This is a genomic window from Bacillus sp. es.034, from assembly GCF_002563655.1.
Classification (GTDB): domain Bacteria; phylum Bacillota; class Bacilli; order Bacillales; family Bacillaceae_B; genus Rossellomorea.
On the sequence record NZ_PDIY01000001.1, the window covers coordinates 2,562,566 to 2,589,528 of the forward strand.

The 26,963-nt window shown below is 45.2% G+C and carries 33 protein-coding genes; 25 read left to right on the forward strand and 8 right to left on the reverse strand.

The features are described 5' to 3' along the window. Window positions 1–160 precede the first annotated feature (160 nt). Entirely contained in the window at window positions 161–1,423 is a 1,263-nt protein-coding gene (locus ATG71_RS12995) for a Y-family DNA polymerase (protein ID WP_098439949.1), read from the forward strand. A gap of 23 nt (window positions 1,424–1,446) precedes the next feature. Continuing rightward, window positions 1,447–1,779, forward strand: coding sequence for a YolD-like family protein (locus tag ATG71_RS13000; protein ID WP_060672265.1), 333 nt, complete (start codon window positions 1,447–1,449; stop codon window positions 1,777–1,779). A 50-nt stretch (window positions 1,780–1,829) separates the two neighbouring features. Here ATG71_RS13000 and ATG71_RS13005 read toward each other — a convergent pair whose 3' ends face one another. After that, window positions 1,830–2,045: a CDGSH iron-sulfur domain-containing protein gene (locus ATG71_RS13005; RefSeq protein WP_034758155.1), complete on the reverse strand. Its 216-nt coding sequence runs from the start codon at window positions 2,043–2,045 to the stop codon at window positions 1,830–1,832. A 131-nt stretch (window positions 2,046–2,176) separates the two neighbouring features. Here ATG71_RS13005 and ATG71_RS13010 point away from each other — a divergent pair, with 131 nt between their 5' ends. Further along, window positions 2,177–2,509, forward strand: a complete 333-nt coding sequence (locus ATG71_RS13010; RefSeq protein ID WP_098439950.1) for an iron-sulfur cluster biosynthesis family protein — start codon at window positions 2,177–2,179, stop codon at window positions 2,507–2,509. A gap of 549 nt (window positions 2,510–3,058) precedes the next feature. Here the strand turns inward: ATG71_RS13010 and ATG71_RS13020 are convergent. From ATG71_RS13020 to ATG71_RS13030, 4 genes are all read right to left on the reverse strand, one after another. After that, complete coding sequence (locus ATG71_RS13020; protein ID WP_098439952.1) at window positions 3,059–3,958, reverse strand: aminoglycoside phosphotransferase family protein; 900 nt, start codon at window positions 3,956–3,958, stop codon at window positions 3,059–3,061. Next, entirely contained in the window at window positions 3,955–4,881 is a 927-nt protein-coding gene (locus ATG71_RS13025) for an alpha/beta hydrolase (RefSeq protein ID WP_098439953.1), read from the reverse strand. The genes ATG71_RS13020 and ATG71_RS13025 overlap by 4 nt, the downstream gene beginning before the upstream one ends. Window positions 4,882–5,629: 748 nt before the next feature. Further along, the gene (locus ATG71_RS23750) at window positions 5,630–5,761 is read right to left on the reverse strand and encodes a hypothetical protein (RefSeq protein WP_258261711.1); all 132 of its coding nucleotides are present in this window, start codon (window positions 5,759–5,761) and stop codon (window positions 5,630–5,632) included. A gap of 61 nt (window positions 5,762–5,822) precedes the next feature. Beyond that, window positions 5,823–6,722, reverse strand: a complete 900-nt coding sequence (locus ATG71_RS13030; protein WP_098441822.1) for a hydroxymethylglutaryl-CoA lyase — start codon at window positions 6,720–6,722, stop codon at window positions 5,823–5,825. Window positions 6,723–6,896: 174 nt separating this feature from the next. Here ATG71_RS13030 and ATG71_RS13035 point away from each other — a divergent pair, with 174 nt between their 5' ends. The 5 genes from ATG71_RS13035 to ATG71_RS13055 all read left to right on the forward strand — a co-directional run bounded on the left by ATG71_RS13035 (window position 6,897) and on the right by ATG71_RS13055 (window position 10,357). Further along, complete coding sequence (locus tag ATG71_RS13035; RefSeq protein WP_098439954.1) at window positions 6,897–8,084, forward strand: acetyl-CoA C-acetyltransferase; 1,188 nt, start codon at window positions 6,897–6,899, stop codon at window positions 8,082–8,084. A gap of 20 nt (window positions 8,085–8,104) precedes the next feature. Then, entirely contained in the window at window positions 8,105–8,797 is a 693-nt protein-coding gene (locus tag ATG71_RS13040) for a CoA transferase subunit A (RefSeq protein ID WP_034758170.1), read from the forward strand. 33 nt (window positions 8,798–8,830) lie between these two features. Beyond that, window positions 8,831–9,478 carry a CoA transferase subunit B gene (locus ATG71_RS13045; RefSeq protein ID WP_483295340.1) on the forward strand — a complete coding sequence of 216 codons (648 nt, stop codon included), beginning with the start codon at window positions 8,831–8,833 and terminating at the stop codon, window positions 9,476–9,478. A gap of 118 nt (window positions 9,479–9,596) precedes the next feature. After that, on the forward strand, window positions 9,597–9,827 hold the full coding sequence (locus tag ATG71_RS13050; RefSeq protein WP_094075198.1) for a YqkE family protein: 231 nt from the start codon (window positions 9,597–9,599) through the stop codon (window positions 9,825–9,827). Further along, a complete protein-coding gene (locus ATG71_RS13055) occupies window positions 9,827–10,357 on the forward strand; it encodes a GrpB family protein (RefSeq protein ID WP_098439956.1) in 531 nt (176 codons plus the stop codon). The genes ATG71_RS13050 and ATG71_RS13055 overlap by 1 nt, the downstream gene beginning before the upstream one ends. Before the next feature lie 28 nt (window positions 10,358–10,385). Here the strand turns inward: ATG71_RS13055 and ATG71_RS13060 are convergent, their stop codons facing one another. Continuing rightward, window positions 10,386–11,309, reverse strand: a complete 924-nt coding sequence (locus tag ATG71_RS13060) for an aldo/keto reductase (RefSeq protein WP_098439957.1) — start codon at window positions 11,307–11,309, stop codon at window positions 10,386–10,388. Window positions 11,310–11,388: 79 nt separating this feature from the next. Beyond that, entirely contained in the window at window positions 11,389–11,514 is a 126-nt protein-coding gene (gene mciZ, locus ATG71_RS13065; protein WP_098439958.1) for a Z-ring formation inhibitor MciZ, read from the reverse strand. Window positions 11,515–11,595: 81 nt separating this feature from the next. Between mciZ and ATG71_RS13070 the strand changes: the two genes are divergently transcribed. Next, window positions 11,596–12,144, forward strand: a complete 549-nt coding sequence (locus ATG71_RS13070; RefSeq protein ID WP_098439959.1) for an NUDIX hydrolase — start codon at window positions 11,596–11,598, stop codon at window positions 12,142–12,144. 64 nt (window positions 12,145–12,208) lie between these two features. Here the strand turns inward: ATG71_RS13070 and ATG71_RS13075 are convergent, their stop codons facing one another. Further along, on the reverse strand, window positions 12,209–12,784 hold the full coding sequence (locus tag ATG71_RS13075; RefSeq protein WP_098439960.1) for a GNAT family N-acetyltransferase: 576 nt from the start codon (window positions 12,782–12,784) through the stop codon (window positions 12,209–12,211). Between the two features lie 125 nt (window positions 12,785–12,909). On the opposite strand from ATG71_RS13075, the gene spoIIM reads away from it, so the two are divergent. The 16 genes from spoIIM to lysA all read left to right on the forward strand — a co-directional run bounded on the left by spoIIM (window position 12,910) and on the right by lysA (window position 26,884). Further along, a complete protein-coding gene (spoIIM, locus tag ATG71_RS13080) occupies window positions 12,910–13,563 on the forward strand; it encodes a stage II sporulation protein M (protein ID WP_098439961.1) in 654 nt (217 codons plus the stop codon). A gap of 111 nt (window positions 13,564–13,674) precedes the next feature. Beyond that, complete coding sequence (gene fur / locus ATG71_RS13085; RefSeq protein ID WP_034758188.1) at window positions 13,675–14,133, forward strand: ferric iron uptake transcriptional regulator; 459 nt, start codon at window positions 13,675–13,677, stop codon at window positions 14,131–14,133. Window positions 14,134–14,320: 187 nt separating this feature from the next. Beyond that, complete coding sequence (locus tag ATG71_RS13090; RefSeq protein ID WP_098439962.1) at window positions 14,321–14,548, forward strand: YqzK family protein; 228 nt, start codon at window positions 14,321–14,323, stop codon at window positions 14,546–14,548. A gap of 6 nt (window positions 14,549–14,554) precedes the next feature. Then, window positions 14,555–15,448, forward strand: a complete 894-nt coding sequence (xerD, locus tag ATG71_RS13095; RefSeq protein ID WP_098439963.1) for a site-specific tyrosine recombinase XerD — start codon at window positions 14,555–14,557, stop codon at window positions 15,446–15,448. A gap of 209 nt (window positions 15,449–15,657) precedes the next feature. Continuing rightward, the gene (gene deoB / locus ATG71_RS13100; protein WP_098439964.1) at window positions 15,658–16,842 is read left to right on the forward strand and encodes a phosphopentomutase; all 1,185 of its coding nucleotides are present in this window, start codon (window positions 15,658–15,660) and stop codon (window positions 16,840–16,842) included. An 84-nt stretch (window positions 16,843–16,926) separates the two neighbouring features. Then, window positions 16,927–17,742 (forward strand): purine-nucleoside phosphorylase, encoded by an 816-nt coding sequence (locus tag ATG71_RS13105; protein ID WP_060672283.1) that lies wholly within the window; start codon window positions 16,927–16,929, stop codon window positions 17,740–17,742. Window positions 17,743–17,776: 34 nt separating this feature from the next. Next, on the forward strand, window positions 17,777–19,081 hold the full coding sequence (locus ATG71_RS13110; RefSeq protein WP_098439965.1) for a pyrimidine-nucleoside phosphorylase: 1,305 nt from the start codon (window positions 17,777–17,779) through the stop codon (window positions 19,079–19,081). Between the two features lie 251 nt (window positions 19,082–19,332). Then, on the forward strand, window positions 19,333–20,499 hold the full coding sequence (locus ATG71_RS13115) for a D-alanyl-D-alanine carboxypeptidase family protein (RefSeq protein ID WP_098439966.1): 1,167 nt from the start codon (window positions 19,333–19,335) through the stop codon (window positions 20,497–20,499). A gap of 121 nt (window positions 20,500–20,620) precedes the next feature. Continuing rightward, window positions 20,621–20,971 carry an anti-sigma F factor antagonist gene (gene spoIIAA, locus ATG71_RS13120; protein ID WP_034758203.1) on the forward strand — a complete coding sequence of 117 codons (351 nt, stop codon included), beginning with the start codon at window positions 20,621–20,623 and terminating at the stop codon, window positions 20,969–20,971. A gap of 1 nt (window position 20,972) precedes the next feature. Then, window positions 20,973–21,416: an anti-sigma F factor gene (gene spoIIAB, locus ATG71_RS13125; protein WP_034758205.1), complete on the forward strand. Its 444-nt coding sequence runs from the start codon at window positions 20,973–20,975 to the stop codon at window positions 21,414–21,416. A 12-nt stretch (window positions 21,417–21,428) separates the two neighbouring features. Then, on the forward strand, window positions 21,429–22,193 hold the full coding sequence (sigF, locus tag ATG71_RS13130) for an RNA polymerase sporulation sigma factor SigF (protein ID WP_098439967.1): 765 nt from the start codon (window positions 21,429–21,431) through the stop codon (window positions 22,191–22,193). Between the two features lie 219 nt (window positions 22,194–22,412). After that, on the forward strand, window positions 22,413–23,033 hold the full coding sequence (locus tag ATG71_RS13135) for a stage V sporulation protein AA (RefSeq protein ID WP_034758209.1): 621 nt from the start codon (window positions 22,413–22,415) through the stop codon (window positions 23,031–23,033). Next, window positions 23,023–23,445 (forward strand): stage V sporulation protein AB, encoded by a 423-nt coding sequence (locus ATG71_RS13140; RefSeq protein WP_098439968.1) that lies wholly within the window; start codon window positions 23,023–23,025, stop codon window positions 23,443–23,445. Before ATG71_RS13135 ends, ATG71_RS13140 begins: the two co-directional genes overlap by 11 nt. 23 nt (window positions 23,446–23,468) lie before the next feature. Then, on the forward strand, window positions 23,469–24,065 hold the full coding sequence (spoVAEA, locus tag ATG71_RS13145; RefSeq protein WP_079533066.1) for a stage V sporulation protein SpoVABEA: 597 nt from the start codon (window positions 23,469–23,471) through the stop codon (window positions 24,063–24,065). Beyond that, complete coding sequence (locus tag ATG71_RS13150) at window positions 24,031–25,509, forward strand: spore germination protein (protein ID WP_179886531.1); 1,479 nt, start codon at window positions 24,031–24,033, stop codon at window positions 25,507–25,509. Before spoVAEA ends, ATG71_RS13150 begins: the two co-directional genes overlap by 35 nt. A gap of 76 nt (window positions 25,510–25,585) precedes the next feature. Continuing rightward, window positions 25,586–26,884: a diaminopimelate decarboxylase gene (gene lysA / locus ATG71_RS13155; RefSeq protein ID WP_098439970.1), complete on the forward strand. Its 1,299-nt coding sequence runs from the start codon at window positions 25,586–25,588 to the stop codon at window positions 26,882–26,884. The last annotated feature ends 79 nt before the right edge of the window (window positions 26,885–26,963 follow it).

Here is a 26,963-nt window from a genome sequence, read left to right on the forward strand (position 1 = left end):
GTCTTATGCTTGTCGCCCCAGAACAAGCCCCTTCCGCTTTTCTTGTTATTTTCTCTATTACCATTTATTTAAGTTGAAAGGGAACGTATATTCGGTTAGAATCATAGATATACTATATAGGAACGTTTGTTCTATTTTTGGTAAGATGGAGGATGAGGATATGACTGTCGATTACAGTGTGCTGCCACACCACAAGATTTTGTGCATCGATATGAAGAGCTTTTATGCTAGCTGTTCGGCTGTCATGGAGGGGCTGGATCCCCTTGAATGTCACTTGGCTGTAGTGGGGGATAAAAGCCGGCAGGGGAGCATCGTACTGGCGGCCTCACCCAGGATGAAGAAGGACTTTGGAATCAAAACAGGTTCGAGGATGTTTGAAATTCCAAACGACCCTCGAATCCAGCTTGTAGAGCCGAAAATGGCGACATACGTCCGGATCTCCACGGAGCTGACCCGCCTGTTTCATCGTTATGTGCCGAAGGATGCCATCCACACGTACAGCGTGGATGAAAGCTTCATCAAGATTGATGGAGCGACGGGTCTCTGGGGGGACGCGACCACCGTCGCCGGGAAAATCAAAGACGATATGGAAAGGGAATTTCAACTTCCCTGCGCCATCGGAATCGGCCCTAATATGCTCTTGTCCAAGCTGTGCCTGGATCTTGACGCTAAGAAAAAGGGGATTGCCGAGTGGACCTATGAAGACGTCCCGGAAAAGCTGTGGCCGCTCTCTCCGCTGCACGAAATGTGGGGGATTGGAGGTCGTCTTGAGAAGACCCTTAACCGCATGGGTATCTTCTCCATCGGGCAATTGGCGAAGTATGACCTGGAGAAGCTTGAGGCGAAGTTCGGTGTGATGGGGAACCAGCTTTATTACCATGCATGGGGGGTGGACCTTTCCGAAATAGGGGCACCGATCATGGATGGGCAGGTCAGCTTCGGCAAGGGTCAGATTCTGCTCAGGGATTATAAGGAGAGAAAGGAAATCAAACGCGTCATCTTAGAAATGTGCGAAGAGGTCGCGAGGCGTGCCCGGACCCATCGCAAGGCCGGGCGGACCGTGAGCTTCGGAATCGGCTACAGCCACGAAGAATTCGGAGGGGGATTCCACCGGTCGCGAACGATAGAGGAACCGACCAATATCACCATGGATCTGTACCGGGTGTGCCTGGAACTATTCGAAGAGAACTACAATGGGAAAACCGTACGGAAAATCAATATCGCTCTTTCAAATATTGTAGAGGATGGAGCGCTGCAGGTTTCCCTGTTCGAACCTGACCGCTGGGAAAAACGCGAGCTCGGGTATGTAGTGGACCACATCCGGAATAAATATGGTTCAGGCGCCCTTCTCCGCGCCGTCTCCTACACTGAAGCGGGAACAGCGAGGCATCGTGCCCGTCTGCTCGGCGGACACAAATCATAACGAATGACAGGAGGTGAAGAGAATTGATCCGGGATCGAGGAAGAATCAAGTGGACATCCATGATGCTCCCCGAGCACGTGAAGCTCCTGAGGGATTGGGCAAAGGAAGATACACACGAAAAGAGGATCGAACTGGATGAGCAGGAGCTTGACAGGATGAATGAAGTCGTGGCAGAGGCAATGGAGTTTGGCAGAATGGTATCGATCACCCATTATGTGAAGCACCGTCATCAATTATCAATCGGAACCGTCCATCATGTCGACCCATTGGACGGGAAACTGCACGTCGTAGACAGGTTCGAAGACATACACTATATTCCACTGGCAAGCGTTGTGGACATTCGTTTTTTCGACTGACCTCCAAATGAAAAGAGAGACTTCGGGTGAAGTCTCTCTTTTCATTCCATTTACTCTTCGTCCAATACCTTTTCTGCACGCACACATGATTCAAATTTCCCTTTGTGAGAAGCGTCGCAAAACGGCATGTTGGTTGATAGACCGCAGCGGCAAAGCGTGAACACTTGTTTCGTTGGAAATACATTTCCGTCAGCATCAATCAGTTCCACATCACCGCTTACGCGAAAAGAACCGTTATCATTCACTTTAATTTGAGCTTTTGTCATGAAAACCCACCCTTTCTAGAAAATACAAAAGAATCCCCACTATCGATAGTAAGATGAAAAGAGTAAAAAAGCAATATTCTAAAAGGAACAAATGATATGTGGTAGGATAAAGGACAGAGGAGGAGAGTCGAATGAAAATCCAACTAACGAACGAAGCAACCCAAAAGATCAAGGGTAAAATAGAAAACAAACAAGGACACCTGAAACTAAAATATGATACAGAAGGCTGCGGCTGTGTGGTGAGCGGCATTCCTACCCTGTGGTTTGTCCATCATCCCGTGGAAGGTGAAGACATCAAGATCGACACGAACAGTTATCCAATCCTCGTAGAAAAATCAAAGCAGGTCTTCCTGGATGAAGAGCTGAAAATCGATTTTTCTTCCCAAAGCAATACATTCCAATTAAAAAGCCCCGGGCAGATCATTAATGGGAGAATGAACTTTTTGATGTACCCTGAGGAATAGAGGGCAAAAGCTCCGGTGCATGCCGGAGCTTTTGTATTCTTAAAACCAAAAATACGCACAAAATAAAACAATGAAACCGAAAACCGAAAAGAGGAGAGTCCCTGTGAAAAAAGGGGAGCGGACAGGCTTGAAAATCCTTATAGAAGAAGAAAGCCCGAATTTTTTCAAAAATAACAAGTCTGTATTCATATTGAAGTGAGCATGGTAGGGGATCACCCAGATGAAAAATAGGAAGACGGTGCAAGAAATGAACAGGGCATCCAAAAAAGCCAGGTGGAAAAAGAAATAGACAGTAAGAAGAAAAAGAATTTCAATGAAAAAGGTAAGGAAGAAGAGAAAGAGCTGCTGACGCAAGGCGGTTAATTTGACAATGAAATAGTCCTCAAATCTTCCCCACAAAGAAGCGAAGATGGCGATAAGCACAATTCCTCCAAAGATATTCCCGAAGGCCAATGCAATCTCTCTCATAGAATCCACCCCATGTATAACTAGTTATATAAATATTAACATATAATTCCATTTTATTGGGTAAGTAATGGAGATTATCCATTACTCACCCAACAGTTCTTCAAACATCCCCGCCAAAGAAACTCCGGTTTTCCATCCATCATGTCCATCCCCTACAGACCAGCACGCAGACAGAATGGAATGACAAAATCCATATTGAATCAGCCGCTCATAAGAGAGGGAAAGGAGGGAAGCGATAGTCTCTGTCCTATATCGGAGCAGCTTTAACGGGGCATCCCATTTCTCCCATTCATTCAACATAAACTGAATGCAGTCATATTCCCTTTCGCCGATCAATCCTTTGGGATCGATGGCTGTCCAACCGGAAGAAGCGGAGTAGAGTATGTTTCCGTGATGAAGATCACCGTGAAGAAGATAGCGATCAGTGGACGTATTCAGTAACTCCGGATAAAGCGCTTCAGCTTTCACGACGAGCTCCGGAGGAATGGGACCGGTTCCTCCGTTAAATCGTTCCCGTAACCTCCCGATGCCCTTTGACCAGGATTGAACCGTGGGATAGGGGTGGGTGCTGACAGGTTTATGCCAAAGTCCCTTGGCAGTATGGGCGAAGATAGAGAGGACCTCTTCTTCATCATCAATAGAGTGAAGGGAAGGTCCCGGCATGAGTCGATCTAAAAGGATCCAGCCTTCTTCCTTACTGTAGTCGAGCATCTTCACCATCCCTTTTCCTTGAAAATCCTGTAGGGCATGAAACTCATTGGAGAAATCATTGTTCGGATACCCGATCTTTAAAACGGCATTCTGTTCACCCCCGGTCTGAACCGGCACTACAAAATTATAGCTTAGTGAAAAAGGTTCACTGTAGGTTAAATCGAATCGCTTTTTTAATGAGTCCAGTAGACCTGCCAAGTGGGATAACCACTCTCGACCGGAATCGCCATACATAGTTTGCATTTTTAATTTGAAATCGGTTGGAATCATGAGACCTCTCCCTTGTCGGTTGGTACAAACTGCTCCAGAAAACGTTGGATCACTTCCTCATATTGTTCAGGGTTGTCATTATATGACTGGGCATGGGTCCCGCTGAAGTCGAGGAACAACTCCTTTGGTCCCTGCTTTTTTTCGAAAAGATCCTTTGTCATTTGAGGCAGGATGAAATCATCATTTTGGCTATGGATAAATAACACAGGTTTCCGGATGTTTTGAATAACCGAAATGGGAGATAAATCCTTTAGTGTGTATCCCTGTCGCAGCTTCAGCGTACCGTCCACGAGGGGAAGGAGGAACTTTGCCGGCATCTTCACTTCCTCACTCATACGGTAGGCAAGCTGTTCACCGAAGTCGGAGAAGGGGCAATCGGCAATATAAAAATCAGCTCGGTCCTCCACACTTCCGGCATAAAGAAGCAGAGTCGCAGCTCCCATCGATTCACCGTGGATCCCGAAGAATACATCATCCCCTTCCCGGCGGATCAGTTCATCCACAACAGACTTCAGATCGAATTTTTCAAAATAACCGTAGCTTGTCGTCTTACCTCCGGATTCCCCGTGACGCCTGTGGTCGTAAATCACGGCATTGAACCCCTGTTTGATGAAAAGGTTCATATATTTAATGGAATTCAACTTATTCTCCGTCACCCCATGGGAAAAAATCATGAATTTTTTATGAGGGTGAGGGTTCACGAAAACCGCCTTTATGTCGTATCCGTACCGGGAAGGGATCACTACCTCTTCTTTAGGGAGGGAATCATATTCCTCTTCGATCAGCCGGGTTGATTCCGTTTCACGTGCCCGGATGAAGTCATCCCCTTTTTTCGGTAAATACATAAATCGATTGGTTATATAAACCCCAAGCAGACCGATGGAAGAAAGGGTCCCGCCCAGAATCGCAAGTTTTTTTCGCATGTCGTCACCTCAAGGAATATCGTTTACTCATATTGTAGCAAAAGGAGGAAAAAAGAGGAATTTTATTCGCATAATAAAAAGTACCTCAGAAAGAGTAACGAGTTCTGTTTTGAAGTGCAAAATTTGAATTAGCAATGTTTTTCGCGCGGTAATTTTCAGTTGGATTAGTAGACACTTCAACAGTGAAGTTAGTGAAAAGCTCGGAGCCATTAAGATTCGAACCTTATTTATCATCATTCTTTATTAAAGGTTAGCAACCCTTATGTTGAACAAGGAGAGCAGGTTACCTGGCGTTTGAAAATTAGCGGGAGAATTCCGTTTAAATCGGAAAATGCCGCTATTTCACGAATAATAGCCGGAGTTTTTCCGCTTATAGTAAAATATTCGTTAGATATTGTTCCATATTAAGCAGTTAAGCGGAACTTCTCCGCTTATTTCAGCGTTTTAACATTCCTCCAGCTGCCTTAGCCGGAATTTCTCCGCTTATAAATCTACCGCCAAAATGGGATCATCTAAGCAGTATGCTTCATTGCTGGTTTACTTTAACAAACAACATTTCCCCCAACTAAAAACATACTGATTAAAAGAACTGCTCCGTTAGTTAATACATTGATATATCAACAAAAAGAAGCAGTCCAATTCAGTTGCGAATTGGACTGCTCATTTACGGGCGAATCAAGTTTGTACTCGAAAACCGAACCCGTTACAGAAAGAGACACTTTTTTTCACGGTGAATGAGATCTGACAGTTATGACTTGGCATTTTGCCCTTTAGCAGGGTGAATGGCTTTATCCAGCTCTTCTTTCGCCATGGTGTTAGAAACCGTATCTGCATTCGGTTTGCCTTTTTGACTGAATCCTTTGTCGCGTTTTTGGCTCATGTGACTCATCTCCTTAAAGGTTATCCCCTTTAGAATGCTCGGAGGAGAGAGGACATATGCACTACTGATTCAATTCATAAAGTCGGTAATATCCGCTTTCCACAGGACGGCTGATATGAGGTTTCACGACGTCGATGGCAAGGGCGAGCTTCTCAAGGTCAACCCCTGTGGAAACCCCCATTTCCTCAAGCATATATACGACATCCTCCGTCGCGACATTCCCTGTTGCACCTGGGGCGAAAGGGCAGCCTCCGAGTCCGCCTGCACTTGTGTCAAAGCGGTCGACTCCCGCTTCGAGCGACGCAAGTATATTAGCGAGCGCCATCTTACGGGTGTCATGAAAATGAGCCGTAAGAAGTGTGTGGGGTAATTCTTGTTTCAGTAATGAAAAGAGATGATAGGCTTCAGACGGATTGGCCCGTCCCACCGTATCGGCGACACTCAATTCATCCACACCTAATGAAACGAATTCCTTACAAAGGGAAAGAGTAGCCTCAGGCAAGATCTTCCCTTCATATGGGCAGTAGAAAGCGGTCGAAATGCAGGCTCTCACGAAATAGCCCTTTTCTTTCAGCTCCGCAATGAGAGGAGCCAGTCCTTTCATTGCTTCCTCAGTCTTTTTATTAATGTTTTTTTGATTGAAGGAATCGCTGACACCGACAAAGACGGCTACAGAACGGCATCCTGTTTCATATACCCGCTCAATCCCCCTTTTATTTGGTGCAAGAACGATATCGCGTGAATCCATGGTCATGCAGGCATCGACAATCTCACCTGCATCCTGCATTTGTGGAACCCATTTAGGGGAAACAAACGAAGTCAGCTCCATTTCGTTCACACCTGATTGTTTCAACCGAAGAATAAATTCTTTTTTAACGTCCGTCGGGACAAAGTTCTTTTCATTTTGCAAGCCGTCTCTCGGACCTACTTCAATGATTGTGGCTTTTTTAGGTAAGTTCATCATTTCACTCCTCCCCCTCCATTTTAAGAAAATTTCGACATATAAATCAATATAAATATTTTTTGGCGAATTTAGAGGAATTTAACCGCTTACATAGAATGAGTTAAAGTGGAACTGTTTTATAGGTAATGAATACGCAAGCACATCAGTCAGAAGAGAAAGGGAGGAAGAACGATGTCGAATGAAGTTGTCATTGTGAGTGCAGTACGCACGGCCATCGGAAGCTTTAACGGATCTTTAAAAGGTATTTCAGCTCCGGAACTTGGAGCGATTGTCATTAAAGATGCCCTGGAGAAGGCTGGTTTAAGCGGGAATGATGTGGATGAAGTGATCATGGGGAATGTGTTGCAGGCAGGATTAGGACAGAATCCCGCCCGTCAAGCATCCATCAAAGCGGGACTGCCTGAGCAGGTACCGGCCATGACGATTAATAAAGTGTGTGGATCAGGATTAAAAACGGTTCACCTCGCAACGCAGGCAATCCTTTCCGGGGATGCAGATATCATCGTTGCAGGTGGAATGGAAAATATGAGTCAGGCTCCATATTTGCTACAGGGAGCAAGAGAAGGATACAAGATGGGGGACCAGAAAGTCGTCGACAGCATGATATCAGACGGTTTATGGTGTGCCTTTAATGATTACCATATGGGCGTGACGGCAGAAAATCTATGTGACCGTTACTCTCTCACACGGGAAGAACAGGACGAATTCGCTGCATGGAGTCAGCAAAAAGCTGCTGCAGCCATTGAATCCGGCCGGTTTGATGATGAAATCGTCCCGGTTTCCATCCCGCAGCGAAAAGGAGATCCGGTTGTGTTCAAACAGGATGAGTTCCCACGCAAAGGATCAACGGCTGAGAAGTTATCGGGTCTTCGGGCGGCCTTCAAAAAAGATGGCTCAGTGACAGCCGGTAATGCATCGGGCATCAATGATGGGGCCGCTGCTGTTGTCGTCATGTCCAGGAAGAAAGCAGACGAACTTGGCATCACGCCACTCGTAACGATCAAAGGAAATGCCAATGCGGGTGTAGATCCGAGCGTCATGGGAATCGGACCTGTTGCCGCAGTGAAAAAAGTATTGGAAAAATCAAAGATGACCATTGAGGATATGGAATTGATTGAAGCCAATGAAGCATTTGCCGCTCAATCATTGGCGGTGGATAAAGAGCTTCAATTCAAAAAGGATGCCCTTAATGTAAACGGGGGAGCCATTGCACTTGGTCACCCGATTGGAGCCAGCGGTACACGAATCCTTGTGACACTGATTCATGAAATGAAGAAGAGAGGAGTCCAAAACGGACTCGCTACCCTTTGTATCGGTGGAGGACAGGGAGTGGCAACAGTCGTTGAACTTCATAAATAAAGACTGGAGGAGGGAATACAATGAAAGAAGTATACACTTCATATGACGAAGCGGTGGCAGATATTCACGATGGAGCAACATTGATGGTTGGAGGATTCGGTCTGTGCGGGATCCCTGAAAAACTCATTCTTGCCCTTGTGGAAAAAGGAGTGAAAAACCTGACCGTCATTTCAAATAACTGCGGGGTAGACGATTGGGGCCTGGGTTTATTATTGAAAAATAAGCAGATTGATAAGATGATAGGCTCTTATGTTGGAGAAAACAAAGAATTTGAAAGACAGGTATTGTCAGGTGAGCTTGAAGTGGAATTGGTTCCCCAAGGGACGCTTGCCGAGAAGATCCGCGCAGGTGGTGCAGGGATCCCTGCATTCTACACGCCTGCAGGAGTCGGGACACCGGTAGCGGAAGGAAAAGAAACCCGTACATTTAATGGGAAAGAATACTTGTTGGAAGAAGCCTATACAGCCGATTTCTCCCTTGTTCGGGCGTGGAAGGCCGATAAGATGGGGAATCTGATTTACAACAAGACGGCGCAGAACTTTAATCCGATGATTGCAGCGGCGGGGAAAGTGACGATCGCTGAGGTGGAAGAACTGGTTGAGATCGGGGACATCAACCCGAATGAAGTGCACACACCGAGCATCTACGTGCAGCGTCTGATACAGGCCGAGCAGGAAAAACGGATTGAAAGAAGAACAGTGAGACAAGCATAGAAGGGAGAGTGGAACGGGATGGATCGTGCCAAAATGCGTGAAAGAATCGCAAGAAGAGCGGAAAAGGAAATAGAAGATGGTTTCTATGTCAACTTAGGAATCGGGATGCCTACGCTGGTAGCCAACTACATTACAGAAAACAAACAGGTTGTCCTTCAATCTGAAAATGGATTACTAGGAATCGGACCATATCCGGGTGAAAATGAAGTCGACGCCGACCTCATCAACGCCGGTAAAGAGACTGTTACGGCGATTCCGGGCTCCTCTTACTTTGATAGCTCGGAGTCATTCGGAATGATCCGTGGAGGGCATATCAATATCGCCATCCTTGGTGGAATGGAAGTAGCCGAAAACGGGGACCTTGCCAACTGGATGATCCCGGGTAAAATGATCAAAGGGATGGGCGGAGCGATGGACCTCGTTCACGGAGCCAGGCGCATCATCGTCATCATGGAACATGTCAATAAGGCTGGTGAAAGCAAGATCCTGAAAGAATGCACCCTGCCTCTGACAGGAAAAGGCGTCGTTGACCGCATCATCACGGATCGCGCCGTAATGGATGTAACGGAGGAAGGCCTACTGCTTCGGGAAGTGGCGAACGGCTTCTCTGTGGAGGATATCCAATCATCCACGGATGCGAAGTTGATCGTAGGGGATGACGTGGTACTGGAAGCGTTTTGATGGAGAGAGCCGGTTAGAAGGGGGAGGGTACCCCTTCTGACCGGCTTTTTTTTGAGCCTGCCTTTTGACTAAAGAGGAAAAAAGATTTATAACTATGACAGATAGGGGGAATCAGAACATGTCCAAGAAAAAGAAACAGGAAGCCGAATTGACGTTAAAGAATTCCATCAACGGGGACATCTTCGAACAGCTGAAACAGAAGAAGGCTGAGCTTGAAAAAGTAGAGTCTGTGAAGAAGGAAGAAGAGCGCCTCCGGAAAATCGAAGAGAAAAAACAGCGTGAGAAGAATAAAAGTTTCGAAGAGCTGTTGAATGAAAGCAATATGAATTGGAAGAACTACAAGGATTGATGCGGGAGGTAAGAGTGGTGCCTCATCAAGCAGACTGGCAGGAGAAATTTGAAAGTGAAAAACGCAATCTGAATAAGGTCCTTCCTGAAGCAACCATTCATCATATCGGTTCAACCTCCGTACCGGGATTGGCTGCTAAACCGATCATAGACATAATGATAGAGGTACCAGGTTTAGAGAGCGTTGATGAACGTAGACAACAATTCAATCAATTGGGGTATGTCGGAAAAGGTGAGAATGGTATCCCGAACCGCCGCTACTTCTATAAAGGAGAAGGGAATGAAAGAGCGGTACATCTTCATATTTTCCCTTATGGAATCGATCATGTAGTCAGGCACTTGGCGTTTCGTGATTATTTGAGGGAATTTGACGGGGAAGCCAAACGGTATGGTGACCTGAAATCAATGCTTGCAAAGAAGTTCCCCCACGATATGGAGGGCTACATTCAAGGGAAGGATCAATTTGTGAAGAACCTTGAGAAGAAGGCGTTAAGCTGGAATGAAAAAAATAAGCGGGCAGGGAACCACTAAACCCTGACCCGCTTATTTTTGTGTTCACTCAGTCCCTATGTTGCTCGTATCGTGATAATTTGGTTAACTGTTTTAACACATCGAGCTCTTCGGTAGATAAAGGTCCCGCATTCACTGCGTCGATATTCTCCTGAAGCTGTTGAACGGAGCTTGCGCCCGGGATGACAGCACCCACCGACTCATGAGCGAGAATATATTGAAGGGCAAGTTCGTTCATTGAACGGTTTTCCCCCAGTTTCCCATGAATGGACTTCAGTGTTTCTTCAAGCTCTTGATAAGAGTAGTCCAGATAGCCATCTTCCTTCATTTTCGCAGAAGCTTTAGACAGCATCTTTTCGGAAAGAAGCCCTTTTGCCAAAGGTCCACGGGCCACGATGCTCACCTTATTTTCATCCAACAGGTCCATCCATTCTTCCGGACGGCGATCCAGCAAGCTGTACTGCATCATGACGCTATCAATGGAAGAAGAACTTAGAAATCGCTTGATGACATTCGGCCGGATGGAAGAGATTCCGTAATGGCGAATCAAGCCTTCCTTCTTCAACTCTTCAAATGCTTCGATCGTTTCTTCAAAATTGTCTTCGATCGTCCCTCCGTGAAGCTGGTAAAGGTCGATATAGTCCACTTTCAAGCGTGATAGGCTGTCCTTCACCGCAGACTTGAGATAGGATTTGGAAGGATCCCAGCGCCAGCCGTCCTCCACGTCATCCCAGCGGTTACCCACTTTTGTGGCCAGGATGATGTCGTCCCGGACATCACGAATGGCGTTGCCGACGATTTCTTCATTTTGCCCAAAGTCATATAAATCAGCAGTATCAAGATAATTGATTCCATTTTCTAAAGCGTGCTGCACAATTTCCTTCGCGGCGCTCTCTTCTGTTCCTAGGGACATACAGCCGAGCCCCATTTTTGATACATGTAAATCGGAATGACCTATTTGTCTTTTTTCCATGGTATCCGTCCTTTCAACATTAGCACTCTCTATTATATTAACGAAAGTGGGGACGAATAAACAAAGAAAACGGCTGCCTTCAACGATTGGCGTCGATCCATTCCTTGACAGTAACGTAGGTCTGATGATATTCCTTCAGCTTCGCCTTGATTTCCCATGCTTTCCCTACCAGGATGATCCGGTCCTTTTCAGCAATCACCTTCAAGGGTTTTCACCTCGATCCTCCAATGGGATATGGTAAAATGTATGAGGACAAGGTCGATGACAGAACAAGGAGAGTTGAATGATGAAAAAATTCGAAGAAAAGACCATTAAAACAGAAACGATCTATCAAGGGAAAATCATTGATCTTCAAGTGGATGAAGTCGAGCTTCCAAACGGCAAGACATCCAAGCGGGAACTGATTAAGCACCCCGGAGCAGTAGCGGTCATCGCATTGACACTGGAAGGGAAAATAGTGATGGTGGAGCAGTACCGCAAAGCGTTGGAGAAATCCATCATCGAAATACCCGCTGGAAAGCTTGAGCCGGGTGAAGAGCCGGATAAAACGGCTCTGCGTGAATTGGAAGAAGAAACAGGGTACGGATGTGAAAATCTGGAGCATCTCATCTCATTTTATACTTCACCTGGATTTGCGGATGAGCTCGTTCACTTGTATATCGCTCACGATATCCATCCAATCCTGGAGTCGAAAGAAACGGATGAAGATGAATTTGTCGAGTTGATTGAAGTGACAGTAGAAGAGGCACTGCAGCTCATTAAAGAACAGCGGATTTATGATGCGAAAACGGCTTATGCGGTTCAATATCTGCAGCTAGAGAAGTTGGGGAAATAACAGATGATGTGAAGAAAGCTGGACTCCCGTTGAGAGGGGGGCCAGCTTTTTTGGATGGAAATGTTTAATCGAGGTCCCCTGGAATCAGGGAATACACACATGTATCACGTGCATCCGTCCCATTTTCATCAAGATGATCATTCCTTATGACCCCCTCAAGCTTGAACCCAAGCCTCTCAGGCACCCTCCGAGAGGCAGTGTTTCTCACATCACAGCGGATTTCCACACGCTTACAGGAAAGGTCGTGCAGGGCGAAATGGGTCAACGCCTTCACGGCTTCCACGATATACCCCTTTTTGGTATGCCGTGAGTTGAGCCAATACCCGATTTCCACTTTAGGTACATCCCAATCGATTCGGTGAAGTCCTGTGGACCCGATGAATTCATTCGTTTCTTTCAGATAGATATGCAGTCGGATATCGGTCTTCTTAATGAAATCTGCATAGGATTCCCGCACGCCGGCCTCCACCTCTTCAATGGTCTGTTCTTTCCGGGCGAAGGGGAGCCATGGTTTTAACTCATTTCGCGAATCCGCAATGGCACGAAACACGGCTGAACCGTCACCAGGCATGCACGGCCGGATATAAAGGCGTGGCGTTTCGATCCGATCGGGAAATTCGATTAAGCTTGGCTTGGTCATGTTATATTCCTCCCATTGGGGTTTATATGATTATACGTTTATCCTAATGGAAGTTCAATAGAGTAGAATAAACCTCTCCCGCCTTACATATAGATTAGTAATCGATATCTAGGAGGAGCACTGTGATGCGCAAAAAAATATCAAATTCAAATCCACTCGTCCAACATGTACAAGCACATTCCTCGATCTATTTATTTATCATTACATTGTTTTTAATGGGGATCATTTTTGGTGCGATTGTCGTGAATTCTTTATCATTTGCCCAAAAGGAAGACCTTTATTTCTATTTAAGTAAGTTCTTTAGTGAGATGGAGGATGGAAGTATGACGTCAGCGGAAGAGCTTTTCCGTCAGAGTTTCCTCCATAATGTAAAGTATCTTGGATTGATGTGGCTCCTTGGGATTTCGATTATCGGGCTGCCCCTCATCTTCGTCCTATTATTTATGAAGGGAGTCGTCGTTGGCTTTTCTGTCGGCTTTCTTGTGAATCAAATGGGCTGGAGCGGATTTTTATTGTCTTTTGTGAGCGTCCTGCCACAAAATATCATCATCATTCCGGCATTTATTTTCATAGGTGCGATCAGCGCGAACTTCTCCCTGACGTTGATCCGGAAGATCTTTATGAGGCAGACGTCGTCCATGCAGTTCCAGATGATCCCGTTTCTGTCCAGATACGTCATCTTCATGGTGGTGGCCATCGGAATCGTCACCGTCGCCGCAAGTATTGAAGCCTATCTTTCACCTGCTTTAATGGAAGCGGTCATAGGGAAAATCAAATAAAATGATTCTTATATAAGAATCATTTTATTTGTTTGATTATAATTATTTTATTTTGCTTATTCCTCCCTTTTTGATATAATAGTAAAGACATTGACGAGGGAGGAGAGGACTATGGAAAGCCGCATTGAACGAATAAAAAAACAGCTTCATTCTGCCAGCTACAAGCTTACGCCACAGCGCGAAGCTACGGTACGCGTGTTATTGGAACATGAAGAAGATCACCTCAGCGCCGAAGATGTATACCTCCTCGTTAAGGAAAAATCTCCGGAAATTGGACTGGCGACCGTATATCGTACATTGGAATTGCTGTCTGAACTGAAAATTGTAGATAAAATCAATTTTGGCGATGGTGTATCGCGATATGACCTCAGGCAAGAAGGGGCAGCCCACTTCCATCACCATTTAGTATGCATTGAATGTGGAGCTGTCGATGAAATTCAAGATGATCTTTTAGAAGACGTGGAAACGATTGTCGAACGAGACTGGAAGTTTAAAATAAAAGACCACCGCCTCACCTTTCATGGCATTTGTTCCAGATGTCAGGATAAAGAAGAGGATCCAGAAGAATAAAATGATGCCGGAAAGCCTTAAAGACCCCTGTGTTGTTTCTAGAATTGGAAACATCCCATACATACTCTTTAAGGCTTTTTTCATACTCTCCCGGAATTTTTCACGGTTTCTGACTCCATAAGGTATAAATCAGTTCAAAATCGTCATAGCTTGTATTAATAAGCAAGCGAATATGGAGGACGACAGGATGATAAAAGGGATTCAATTGGTGTGGCAGACCATTAAGGTGTTTATTTTATTTACGGGTTCAACGATTTTGTTTTACTATGGTATCATGTGGATAAGCGAAGAATACGAAGGTTATCACAAATATGATGAGCCAGAGGGTGCAGCGGTAAAGGTTTATTCTTCCGTGACAGAGGAAGAAAGCCATTGGTATGACCGATTATTATTTTTTTATATGAACGGGGAGTAATGCAGTGTGGAAGACCATATTCAAGATTTCATGCACTTTTTAATAGTAGAAAAAGGGCTTGCAAAGAATACGATCGAGTCGTATCAACGCGATTTGAAGAATTATGCCTTATATTTATCAAAGGTTGAAGAAGTGGCGGAATTGAACGCCGTTTCAAGGGTGAATATCCTTCAATTTCTCGGGCATTTGAAAAATCAGGGGAAATCTTCAAAGACCGTTGCCCGCCATGTGGCATCAATCCGGTCCTTTCATCAATTCCTATTGAGGGAAAAGGCGACGGAACAGGATCCGACTGTGCATATCGAGACACCAAAGACCGAAAGGACACTCCCGAGGATCTTGAGCATCGCTGAAGTGGAGGCCCTACTCGAAGCCCCTGAAGAATCGACACCCTTAGGGATGAGGGACAAGGCGATGCTTGAGCTTCTTTATGCGACGGGGATACGGGTAAGCGAGCTCATCCAGCTTCAATTGGAAGACGTCCATTTGACCATGGGATTTGTCCGGTGCATCGGAAAAGGGAACAAAGAGCGGATCATCCCGATCGGGCAGACGGCCATGGATGTCCTCGAGAAATACTTAGGTGATGCACGTCTGAAATTACGGAGCAAGAAGCACCGTGATGATCATTTATTTCTGAATCACCATGGGAAAGGGCTGACAAGACAAGGCTTCTGGAAGAATTTAAAGGCCCTTGCGAAGAAAGCCAATATCGAGAAGGATTTGACACCTCATACGCTTCGCCATTCATTTGCCACTCATTTGTTGGAGAATGGGGCAGATCTCAGGGCGGTTCAGGAAATGCTGGGTCATGCAGACATTTCCACGACCCAAATCTATACACATGTGACGAAAACACGCTTAAAAGATGTCTATTCACAATTCCATCCCAGAGCTTAAAAGAATGAAGAGAGATCCCACTAAAGAAATTACGATTCTTTAAGGGATCTCTCTTGTTTTTTTGGGGAGGGAAAAGTAGAATATAGATGTCAGACTTCTGACGTTAAATCCTGTCGATTGCTTCAAAGCAGATAAGGGTATGATACGTTTGAAGGTCGAAAATGTAACCGCTTTTTTAAAAAGGATTAATATATAGGAGGTTTACTATAATGAGCAACTATACATACAAACGGGTTCACTTGATCGTAATGGATTCGGTCGGTATCGGCGAAGCGCCTGATGCAGAACTGTTCAACGACAAGGGATCAGATACGCTTGGTCATATTGCTGAACACATGAATGGACTGAATATGCCGAATATCGCTAAGCTCGGCCTTTCCAATATTAAAGAAGTGAAGGGTATTGAGAAGGCAGGGAAACCACTTGCATACTACACAAAAATGCAGGAAGCGTCAGTCGGGAAAGACACGATGACCGGTCACTGGGAAATTATGGGGCTGAATATCGATAAGCCGTTCAAGACGTATCCGGATGGATTTCCAGAAAAATTGATCCAGAGACTGGAAGCGGAAACAGGCAGGACGATCATTGGAAATAAGCCTGCCAGTGGTACTGAAATCATTGAAGAATTAGGAAAAGAGCATATGGAAACAGGGGCACTCATTGTGTATACATCTGCAGACCCCGTTCTTCAAATTGCAGCTCATGAAGACATCATCCCGATTGAAGAGCAGTACAAAATCTGTGAGATTGCCCGTGAAATCACGAAAGAAGAGGAATACCTCGTTGGACGTGTAATCGCCCGTCCGTTCGTGGGTGAGCCGGGAGCGTTTAAACGCACATCTAATCGCCACGACTATGCGCTGAAGCCGTTTGAGCGTACGGTCATGAATGAAATGAAAGATTCAGGGCTGGACGTGATCGCCATCGGAAAGATTTCAGATATCTACAATGGTGAAGGTGTGACGGATTCGATCCGCACGAAGCATAATATGGACGGAATGGACAGTTTCATCAAAACCTTCGATCAGTCATTCACGGGTCTCAGTTTCCTGAACCTTGTGGACTTTGATGCGTTGTATGGACATCGTCGGGATCCCAAAGGCTACGGGGAAGCGTTGGAAGAATTCGATGCGCGACTGCCGGAAGTGTTCGATAAAATGAAGGAAGATGATCTTCTCATCATCACGGCCGATCATGGAAATGATCCTACTGCCCCAGGGACAGACCATACCCGTGAGTATGTTCCACTTCTTGTTTATTCAAAGCGATTTAAAGAAGGAAAGGAACTGCCGATCTCTGAAACATTCGCAGATATCGGGGCAACGGTTGCTGATAACTTTAATGTGAAGATGCCGAAGTTCGGCCAAAGCTTCCTGACACAATTGAAATAAAAAATAGAAAGAAAATATACGAGCGGGAGAGGGATGAAGCGAAAAGCTCATTTCCTCCTCTTTACGTTGAAAAGGAGTAATAAGATGAATTACGAAAACATCCAAAATGCAGCAAATCATTTGAAAAATCAATATACAGGGCAGCCTAAGGTAGGATTGATCCTTGGATCAGGACTTGGTGTACTGGCAGATGAAATACAAAACTCAGTGAAGATCCCATATAAAGAAATTCCGGATTTCCCAGTTTCAACAGTAGCCGGTCATGCAGGACAGCTGGTATTCGGCCAACTAGCCGGACAGGAAGTCGTCGCTATGCAAGGGCGTTTCCATTACTATGAAGGGTATGGTTTCGATAAAGTGACATTCCCTGTTCGTGTCATGAAAGAACTGGGCGTCGAAGTATTGATTGTGACCAATGCAGCCGGTGGCGTGAACGAAAGCTTCCAGGCGGGGGATCTGATGCTGATTTCCGATCATATCAACAATATGGGCGGCAATCCTCTTATTGGAGCGAATGACTCCCGATTAGGGCCAAGATTCCCTGATATGTCAGAAGCGTATTGTAAAGAACTTCGTCAAAAAGCGAAAGAAATCGCTGGGAAACTATCGATTGAAGTGCAGGAAGGGGTCTATGTGGGCAATACCGGCCCTACGTATGAAACGCCTGCTGAAGTTCGCCTTGCCCGTACGTTGGGTGGGGACGCAGTCGGAATGTCAACGGTACCTGAAGTCATCGTGGCCCGTCATGCAGGAATCAAGGTACTGGGGATTTCATGTATTTCAAACATGGCTGCAGGGATTCTGGATCAGCCTCTTTCCCATGATGAAGTCATGGAAACGACGGAAATGGTCCGTGCCAATTTCCTTTCATATGTAAAAGAGATCGTGAAATCATTATAAACGCTGATTAATACTAGAAGAGTGGGTGAAGGCAATGAGAATGGTTGACTTAATAGAGAAAAAACGAGAAGGAAAAGAATTATCTACGGAAGAAATCAAATTCATCGTAGAGGGGTATACAGACGGAAGCATCCCGGATTATCAGGTAAGCGCCCTGACGATGGCGATTTTCTTTAAAGATATGAGTGATAGAGAAAGAGCGGATCTAACGATGGCCATGGTGGAATCAGGCGATCAGATCGATTTGTCCGCCATTGAAGGAATCAAAGTGGATAAGCACTCCACCGGAGGAGTCGGTGATACAACGACACTTGTTCTAGGGCCGCTTGTGGCATCAGTAGGTGTCCCTGTAGCGAAGATGAGTGGAAGGGGTCTTGGTCATACCGGGGGAACCATCGATAAGCTTGAATCCGTAGAAGGCTTCCATGTGGAAATCGAAAACGACGAGTTCATCCGTCTGGTGAATAAGAATAAACTTGCTGTCATCGGTCAAAGCGGTAACTTGACACCTGCAGATAAAAAGTTGTATTCACTGCGTGATGTGACGGCAACGGTCAACAGCATCCCTCTGATTGCAAGCTCGATTATGAGTAAAAAGATCGCAGCGGGAGCCGATGCCATCGTACTTGATGTGAAAACCGGAGCCGGTGCCTTCATGAAGACGCTGGACGATTCTAAGGACCTTGCGAAAGCCATGGTGAACATCGGGAATAACGTCGGACGAAAAACGATGGCGGTCATTTCAGACATGAGTCAGCCCCTTGGTTATGCCATTGGGAACGCCCTTGAAGTGAAGGAAGCGATCGATACGTTGAAAGGTGAAGGTCCTGAAGATTTAACGGAACTTTGCCTGACTCTTGGAAGCCACATGGTATTCTTAGCAGAGAAAGCATCAACGTTAGAAGAAGCAAGAGCGTTATTACAAGGAGCGATTGAGGACGGATCGGCTCTTGAGAATTTCAAGGTATTCCTTGAATCACAAGGTGGAGATCCCTCCGTTGTGGATGAACCATCCAAGCTGCCTCAAGCTAAGTATAAGATCGAGCTTGAAGCGAAACAGGACGGGTATGTGTCTGAAATCGTGGCCGACGCAGTCGGAACGGCTGCCATGTGGCTTGGAGCAGGCCGTGCAACGAAAGATTCTGTGATCGACTTAGCTGTCGGTCTAGAGCTTCGCAAGAAAATTGGTGATGAGGTGAAAGCGGGAGATTCCCTTGCCACCATTTACAGCAATGAAGAAAATATCGACAATGTGAAAGAGAAGCTTTATGAGAGCATTAAAGTGACTTCTGAGCATGTTGATGCACCAACGTTGATTCATACTGAAATCACGGGTTGATCTTTAGTTTTTAACGAAGCCTTTGCCGAAGGGATTATCACTCTTCGGCAGGGGCTTTTTTTGTTGAGTTTTAAATAACCGCTTCCCATTTCTTCAACAAACCACCCTTCTACACTCTCCTCCCCCTCTGCCATCACAAGCTTTCAATCCCCCCTACTTTTTTACCAATGTTTGTATAAAAATGATGAGGATGGAAAAAATGGATTTATGAGTATTGAATATTAACGAGATTTTGATTGGAGGACAGTTGGATGAAACGTTTTGCGTATATAGTGGTGACATTTGTTTTGACAGCTTTTCTATTTCCCTCTATGGGATTTGCCCAGGAGAAGAAATCGGAGCTCGCCGACGTGGCGAAATCAGCCATATTGATCGAGCGTGATACTGGATCGGTGCTTTATGAGAAGAACAGCCATGAAAAGCTGGCACCTGCGTCCATGACCAAGATCATGACCATGACTCTGATCATGGAAGCCCTCGAAAAAGGTCAAATCAAGTGGGATGATAAAGTGCGTGCAAGTGAATATGCTGCCTCGATGGGCGGATCACAGATTTTCCTGGAGCCGGGTGAAAGCATGTCGGTAGAAGAAATGCTGAAGGGGATTGCCATTGGCTCGGCCAATGACGCCTCAGTCGCGATGGCAGAGCATATTGCAGGAAGTGAAGAAGCATTTGTTGAAAAAATGAACAAAAAGGTGAAAGAGCTCGGGTTAAAGGAAACTCACTTCAAAAACCCGACAGGATTACCGTCCAAAGATCATTACAGTTCGGCCCATGATATGTCGATGATGGCGAAGGAACTTCTAAAATATGATGGAATAACAAAATTCACAGGCAGCTATGAATCTTACCTGCGTGAAGGGTCGGATAAAAAATTCTGGCTTGTGAATACGAATAAATTGGTCCGTTTTTATGACGGTGTGGATGGTTTGAAAACAGGCTTCACGAATGAGGCGAAATATTGCCTGACGGCGACGGCAAAGAAAGACAACATGAGAGTGATTGCGGTCGTGTTCGGTGCCCCTACACCAAAGGAACGGAACAATGAGGTCAGTAAAATGCTCGATTATGCCTTCAATCAGTATTCGACCAAACCTCTCTTCAAAAAAGGGGATTCTCTGGCTAAGGTGAAAGTTTCAAAAGGGAAGGAGAATAAGGTGGATGCCGTAACGGAAGAGCCGATTTCACTCCTTACCCAAAAAGGTGAAAAATTAGATGGAATCCAGCAGAAGATCACCTTATCGAAAGACTTGAAAGCTCCGATTAAAAAAGGAGACAAAGTCGGGACGCTCGTGGTGATGAATAAAGGGAAAAAAGTAGTGGAAAGCACCCTCGTTGCCAAGAAAAATGTAAACGATGCAAGCTGGTGGGAATTATATAAAAAATCCTTTGGGCTTTTTACGAAGGTAGGAAAGTAATGAGCTTCAGAAAATAACCTCTAATTATGACGAATTCCTTCTAGTTTTGTCATGGAGAAGGAATTTACTAAAAGAATAGCGAAATGACTCACTATACGACAGAGAAGGAGGCTTTCTGATAGTGAGTCTTGCTATTAACTTAGAAGTCAAAAAAGATGTACTGTGTGTCCGTTTAAGTGGTGAGTTGGATCATCACACTGCCGATGAACTCAGGGAAAAAGCTTCAAGCCTGATTGAAAGTGAGAATGTAAAGCATATCATTTTGAATTTAGAGGAATTAAGCTTTATGGATAGTTCCGGGTTGGGTGTCATTTTGGGTCGATACAAGCAGATCAAGCAAAAGCATGGAGAAATGGTGGTATGTGCGATTTCCCCTTCTGTAAACCGATTATTTGAAATGTCAGGGTTGTTTAAGATCATTCGTCTTGAGCCATCTGAAGAAAATGCATTACAAAGATTGGGGGTCGCATAATATGAGAAATGAAATGAACATTCAATTCAGTTCTTTAAGCCAAAATGAATCCTTTGCCCGCGTGACTGTTGCGTCATTTATTGCCCAGCTCGATCCGACAATGGATGAGTTGACTGAAATCAAGACCGTCGTCTCAGAAGCTGTGACCAATGCCATCATTCACGGGTATGATAACAGACCGAATGGGACGGTTTATATTTCCGTGATCATGGAAGAGGATGGGTTCATTGATATGACCATCCGTGATGAAGGAATCGGGATAGGGGATGTGGAAGAAGCCCGTCAACCACTCTTCACCTCCAAGCCGGAGCTTGAGCGTTCCGGTATGGGATTTACGATCATGGAGAATTTCATGGATGAAATAGAAGTGTCATCACACCCAGGTACAGGCACCACGGTAAGGCTGAAGAAGCACTTGACCAATAGTAAAGCGCTATGCAATTAAGGAGTCGTGCCCATGGATGTCGAAGTGAAAAATGAAAAGGAACAGACCTTTTTGAAAGATCACGAGGTGAAAGACCTGATCAAGAAAAGTCAGGAAGGTGACCAGAGCGCCCGGGATTTGATCGTCCAGAAGAATATGCGCCTTGTATGGTCCGTCGTCCAACGCTTTCTCAATCGGGGTTATGAGCCTGATGATCTCTTTCAAATAGGCAGTATCGGGTTGCTGAAATCAGTGGATAAGTTTGATTTAAGCTACGATGTCAAGTTTTCGACGTATGCGGTTCCGATGATTATCGGAGAGATCCAGCGTTTCATTCGTGATGATGGGACAGTGAAGGTGAGTCGTTCCCTGAAGGAAATGGGGAATAAAATCAGGAAAGCGAAGGATGAACTTTCCAAAAAGTTCGGGAGGGTCCCGACTGTCAGTGAGCTTGCCGACCATCTAGAGTATTCCGTTGAAGAGGTGATCATGGCCCAGGAAGCGAGTCGTGCCCCTTCTTCGATCCATGAAACGGTTTATGAAAATGATGGTGATCCCATCACGCTTTTGGATCAGATTGCCGATAATACGGATAATAAGTGGTTTGATAAGATTGCCCTGAAGGAAGCCATCCGGGAATTGGAGGATCGGGAGCGGCTGATCGTGTATTTAAGGTATTACAAAGATCAGACCCAATCGGAAGTAGCGGATCGGCTGGGGATTTCCCAGGTTCAGGTGTCAAGACTTGAGAAGAAAATCTTACAAACGATGAAAGAACATATGCATTCAGAACCTTAGACAAAATAACCTTGTGGATCCAGTAAATGGAATCCACAAGGTTATTTTTTGCTTGGGATTTTTTCCGTCAATCTCCCGCTACAGTCCTTCCCATCAATTCCAGCCCGACGTTTCGTTCACCCATTTGTCCCATCGTCCCCGAGGACATTACATAAATAAATCACGTTAATCCATACTATTGGTACGAAGGGAAAATCATGTTTTCAGGAAGTGAACTGCATGGAAGGTATTTTGTATATACGCTTACGCCATCGAGTGCAGGTAAGGGAAGAGAGCATGGTCAAGCTTTCTCAGCTGGCGCAAATCATAGCATCTGAAACGATTGTGGAAGATATAAAGGAAATCCCGATTCATCAAGTGACCCCTTCAGATAAGAACATTGTCGTAGTGGATGTCATGAAGGTCATCAGTGAGGTATGCAAAGTATACCCAGACCTGGATATTCAAACGATCGGGCCTACTCAAAGCATTATAGAAGTGATCTATGAGAAAAAGAAAGTCTCTCTCCCTTTATTCATTGGCGTTTGGTTACTATTATTCATCGGTGCGGCCCTGGCGATAATGAATTTCCATGAAGATGTAAGTATGAGAGAAGTTCATCAAAGGCTGTATCATTTTGTGACGGGAGGGGTGGATCCCCACCCTTTATTATTCCAGGTTCCTTACTCGTTTGGTTTAGGTCTTGGAATGATTTTATTTTTCAATCATGTGTTTCGAAAAAGACTCAATGAAGAGCCGAGCCCTCTTGAAGTTGAAATGTTTAACTACCAGCAGGATTTAGATCAATACGTGATCATGCACGAAAATAAAGAAAGTCAGAAGAAACTGGATGACCATTAATGTATTGATCACCGTATTTATCGGTTTTGCCGGGGGGCTCGCTGTAGGCTCGGGATTCGTTGCATTTTTAACCGTATTGGGTATCATTCCCCGGTTAACTCAATTGACCAAAACAATGAAAATGATTCATTACTACGAGATGGCCGTCATTACTGGAGCACTTGCGGGAGGATTCATCAGCCTGAATGATTACACTCTCCATTTTTCACCATTGGTCCTTATCCCAATCGGCCTCATGAGTGGGGTGTTCATCGGACTGTTGGCTGCCGCCTTGACGGAAGTATTGAATGTGTTTCCCATCCTGGCCAAACGAATCGGGATTGATGGACAGATTGTGATACTGATCATGGCGATCGTGTTCGGAAAGATTTTTGGTTCTCTATTTCATTGGCTCTACTTGGTTCATCAATAATTTGCAAGAGGCAGGGGTTTCGTATGGACAATAAAAGGAAAGTGATCCTGATAACAGATGGGGATGAATACGCCAAGCGCGCCATCGAATGTGTGGCGAAAGGGTATGGGGGAAGATGTATCTCAAGCTCTAAAGGCAATCCCTCTGTGTTATCGGGACCTGAAATTGTAAAGCTGATTCAAAGAGCCAAAAACGACCCTGTCTTTGTGATGTTTGATGATAGTGGATTCATTGGGGAAGGCGCAGGTGAAAGGGCGCTTAAGTATGTTGCGAATCATCCGGAAATAGACGTGCTCGGAATTATTGCGGTAGCAAGTAAAACCAGGCAGGCGGAATGGACCAGGGTGGATGTCTGCATTGATAAATTCGGGGAGTTGACTCCATACGGTGTCGATAAATTCGGTGTACCTGAAATGGATGTGGGCAGATTGACGGGGGATACTGTTTACTGCCTTGATGAACTGGATGTGCCGGTGATTGTCGGAATTGGTGACATAGGGAAAATGGCCAAGCGGGATCATTACTCCCAAGGCGCCCCCATTACGAAAAAAGCAGTGGAGATCATCTTAGAAAGGAGCGGGTATCATGCCTCAAAAGACGAAGGAAACACCGATACCTAAAGATCTAAAAGTCATTGAAGATTATATGAAAGAGCACGTAGGGTTGAACACAAGCTTTGACATCGGTGTCCGTAAATTGATGGTCTTGAAAAAAGGTGTTCATTTTTATTATATAAATGGGCTCACCGATGCATCCTATATCATTGAAATTGTAGAAGAACTAGTGGAAATCAATGATCATGAGCGGGCTACAAGCAGATTATACGATATTGTACATAATCGACTTGTGCATCAATCCGTCGAACCTGTAAAAACGATTGAAGAAGCAGTCGATGAAGTGCTTTCCGGTTTGATTGCCGTATTTGTTGAAGGATATGAAGAGGCGCTGATCGTGGATGTCCGGAGTTATCCGGGAAGACAACCGTCAGAACCCGATACGGAGAAGGTTGTCCGCGGGTCCCGTGACGGTTATGTCGAGAATATCATCGTCAATACAGCTTTAACAAGAAGAAGAATAAGAGATCCCAGGCTGAGGTTTGAAATATTCCGTATCGGGGAGCGTTCCAAGACGGATATTTCGATTGCGTATATTGATGACGTGGCCAACCCGTGCTTGATTGAAGTGATCAAGAAAGAATTAAAAAGTATAAAAATTGATGGATTGACGATGGCGGATAAAACAATAGAAGAGTTTCTGGTGAAACAAGGGTATAATCCATATCCGCTGGTCAGATATACAGAAAGAGCGGATGTGGCTGCGACACACCTGCTAGAAGGGCATGTACTGATCTTTGTCGATACATCGCCGAGTGTCATCATCACACCTACCACGTTCTTTCATCATCTGCAGCATGCGGAGGAGTATAGACAATCACCTGCTGTAGGGACATTTGTAAGATGGACAAGATTCATGGGTGTGCTTGCTTCCCTTTTCCTTCTTCCGTTATGGTATCTGTTTGTACTTGATCCATCACTGCTGCCGGATGTGATTAAATATGTCGGACCTCAGGAACAAACCAATATTCCCGTGATTGTTCAATTATTCATCGCTGACCTTGGGGTGGAGATGTTCAGGATCGCCGCCATTCATACCCCGACCCCTCTCTCGACGGCCATGGGTTTGATCGCCGCCGTCCTGATCGGTCAGATTGCCATCGATGTTGGGCTATTCCAGCCTGAAGTCATCTTGTATGTAGCTGTCGCTTCGATCGGTACGTTTGCCACTCCGAGTTATGAATTGAGTGTAGCGAATAAGATAGCAAGGCTTCTTCTCCTGGTGATGGTTGCGTTCTTCCATATTCCAGGTTTGATGATTGGAAGTACCCTGTTTATTCTGTACGTAGCGAATATCAAATCCCTCAATACCCCGTACCTATGGCCGCTGCTGCCTTTCAGTCCGAAGGCGTTTATGCAGATTCTCGTCAGGAAGTCGGTACCGGGGTCTAAAATTCGACCAAGTATCGTCCAGCCGAGAAATAAATACAAACAGCCTGCTAAATCTTAGAATATTGCAACAATTCCTATTCTGTGGTAAATTACGTTTAATTAGTAGTGGACTATAGAGGGGAATGAAACGTTTCATGCATCTTCATGGATCAGCAGAAATAAAAAACGGGGGCTTAATGATAGGCGGGGTCAGTACCGGAGACCTGGCCGCTCAATATGGTACGCCCCTTTATGTATATGACACGAAACTTGTCAGAGAGCGTGCGAGAGGATTTAAAGAAACCTTTGAATCCCTCGGGGTGAAGGCGGAAGTAGCTTATGCCAGCAAAGCATTCTCCTGTATCGGGATCTTTCAGATAATGGATGAAGAAGGATTGTCCCTGGATGTCGTTTCTGGAGGAGAGCTATTTACGGCCCTGAAGGCAGGGTTTCCTCCAGGACGGATCCATTTTAATGGGAATAACAAGTCAAGGGAAGAACTGACGATGGCCATTGAACATAAAATCGGCTGTATCGTCGTCGATAACTTTCATGAACTGAAGCTTGTGAGTGAATTGTCACGATCTCTTGAAGAAGCCACAAGGGTGCTGTTAAGAGTAACACCGGGGATCGAAGCTCATACCCATGATTATATCCTGACGGGACAGGAAGATTCAAAATTCGGATTTGATTTAGAGAACGGTCAGGCCGAGAAAGCGATGAAATCAGCGATGGACTCAGAAGCAATTGAATTGTTGGGTCTCCACTGCCATATTGGTTCACAGATTTTTGAAACGACGGGCTTCATTCTCGCCTCCAGGAAAATCATCGAAAAGGTCGCCCTGTGGCGTTCTCAATACAGCTTTCATCCAAAAGTCATTAATCTGGGTGGAGGATTTGGTATCCGATACACGAAAGATGATGATCCCATTCCTCCTCGTCAATATGTGGAAGAAATGATTGCTGCAGTGAAAGAGGAAGTAGAGAAATACAATTTAGAGATGCCTGAGATCTGGATTGAGCCGGGTCGGTCACTTGTAGGAGATGCAGGTACAAGTCTTTATACTTTGGGATCACAGAAAGATGTTCCAGGTGTCAGAAAATATGTAGCGGTTGATGGGGGAATGAGCGATAATATCAGACCTGCCCTATACAAGGCGAAATATGAAGCGATCATCGCGAATAAAGCCGACCGGATGTGTGAAGATATGGTTTCCGTTGCAGGGAAATGCTGTGAGTCAGGAGACATGCTGATATGGGACCTGCCACTGCCTGTCGCGGAAGACGGGGATATTCTCGCTGTGTTCTGTACAGGTGCATACGGATATTCGATGGCGAATAACTACAATCGAATTCCACGGCCCGCCGTCGTATTTGTCGAGGACGGAGAAGCGAGGTTAGCTGTCCGAAGGGAGACATATGAGGATTTGATTACCAATGATGTAAGGTTTTAACGAACGATCATATAGTCTTTAAGTATATCGTACTTAAAGACTACTTTTTTTGTAGTCTGAATTACATACTTTAACAAAT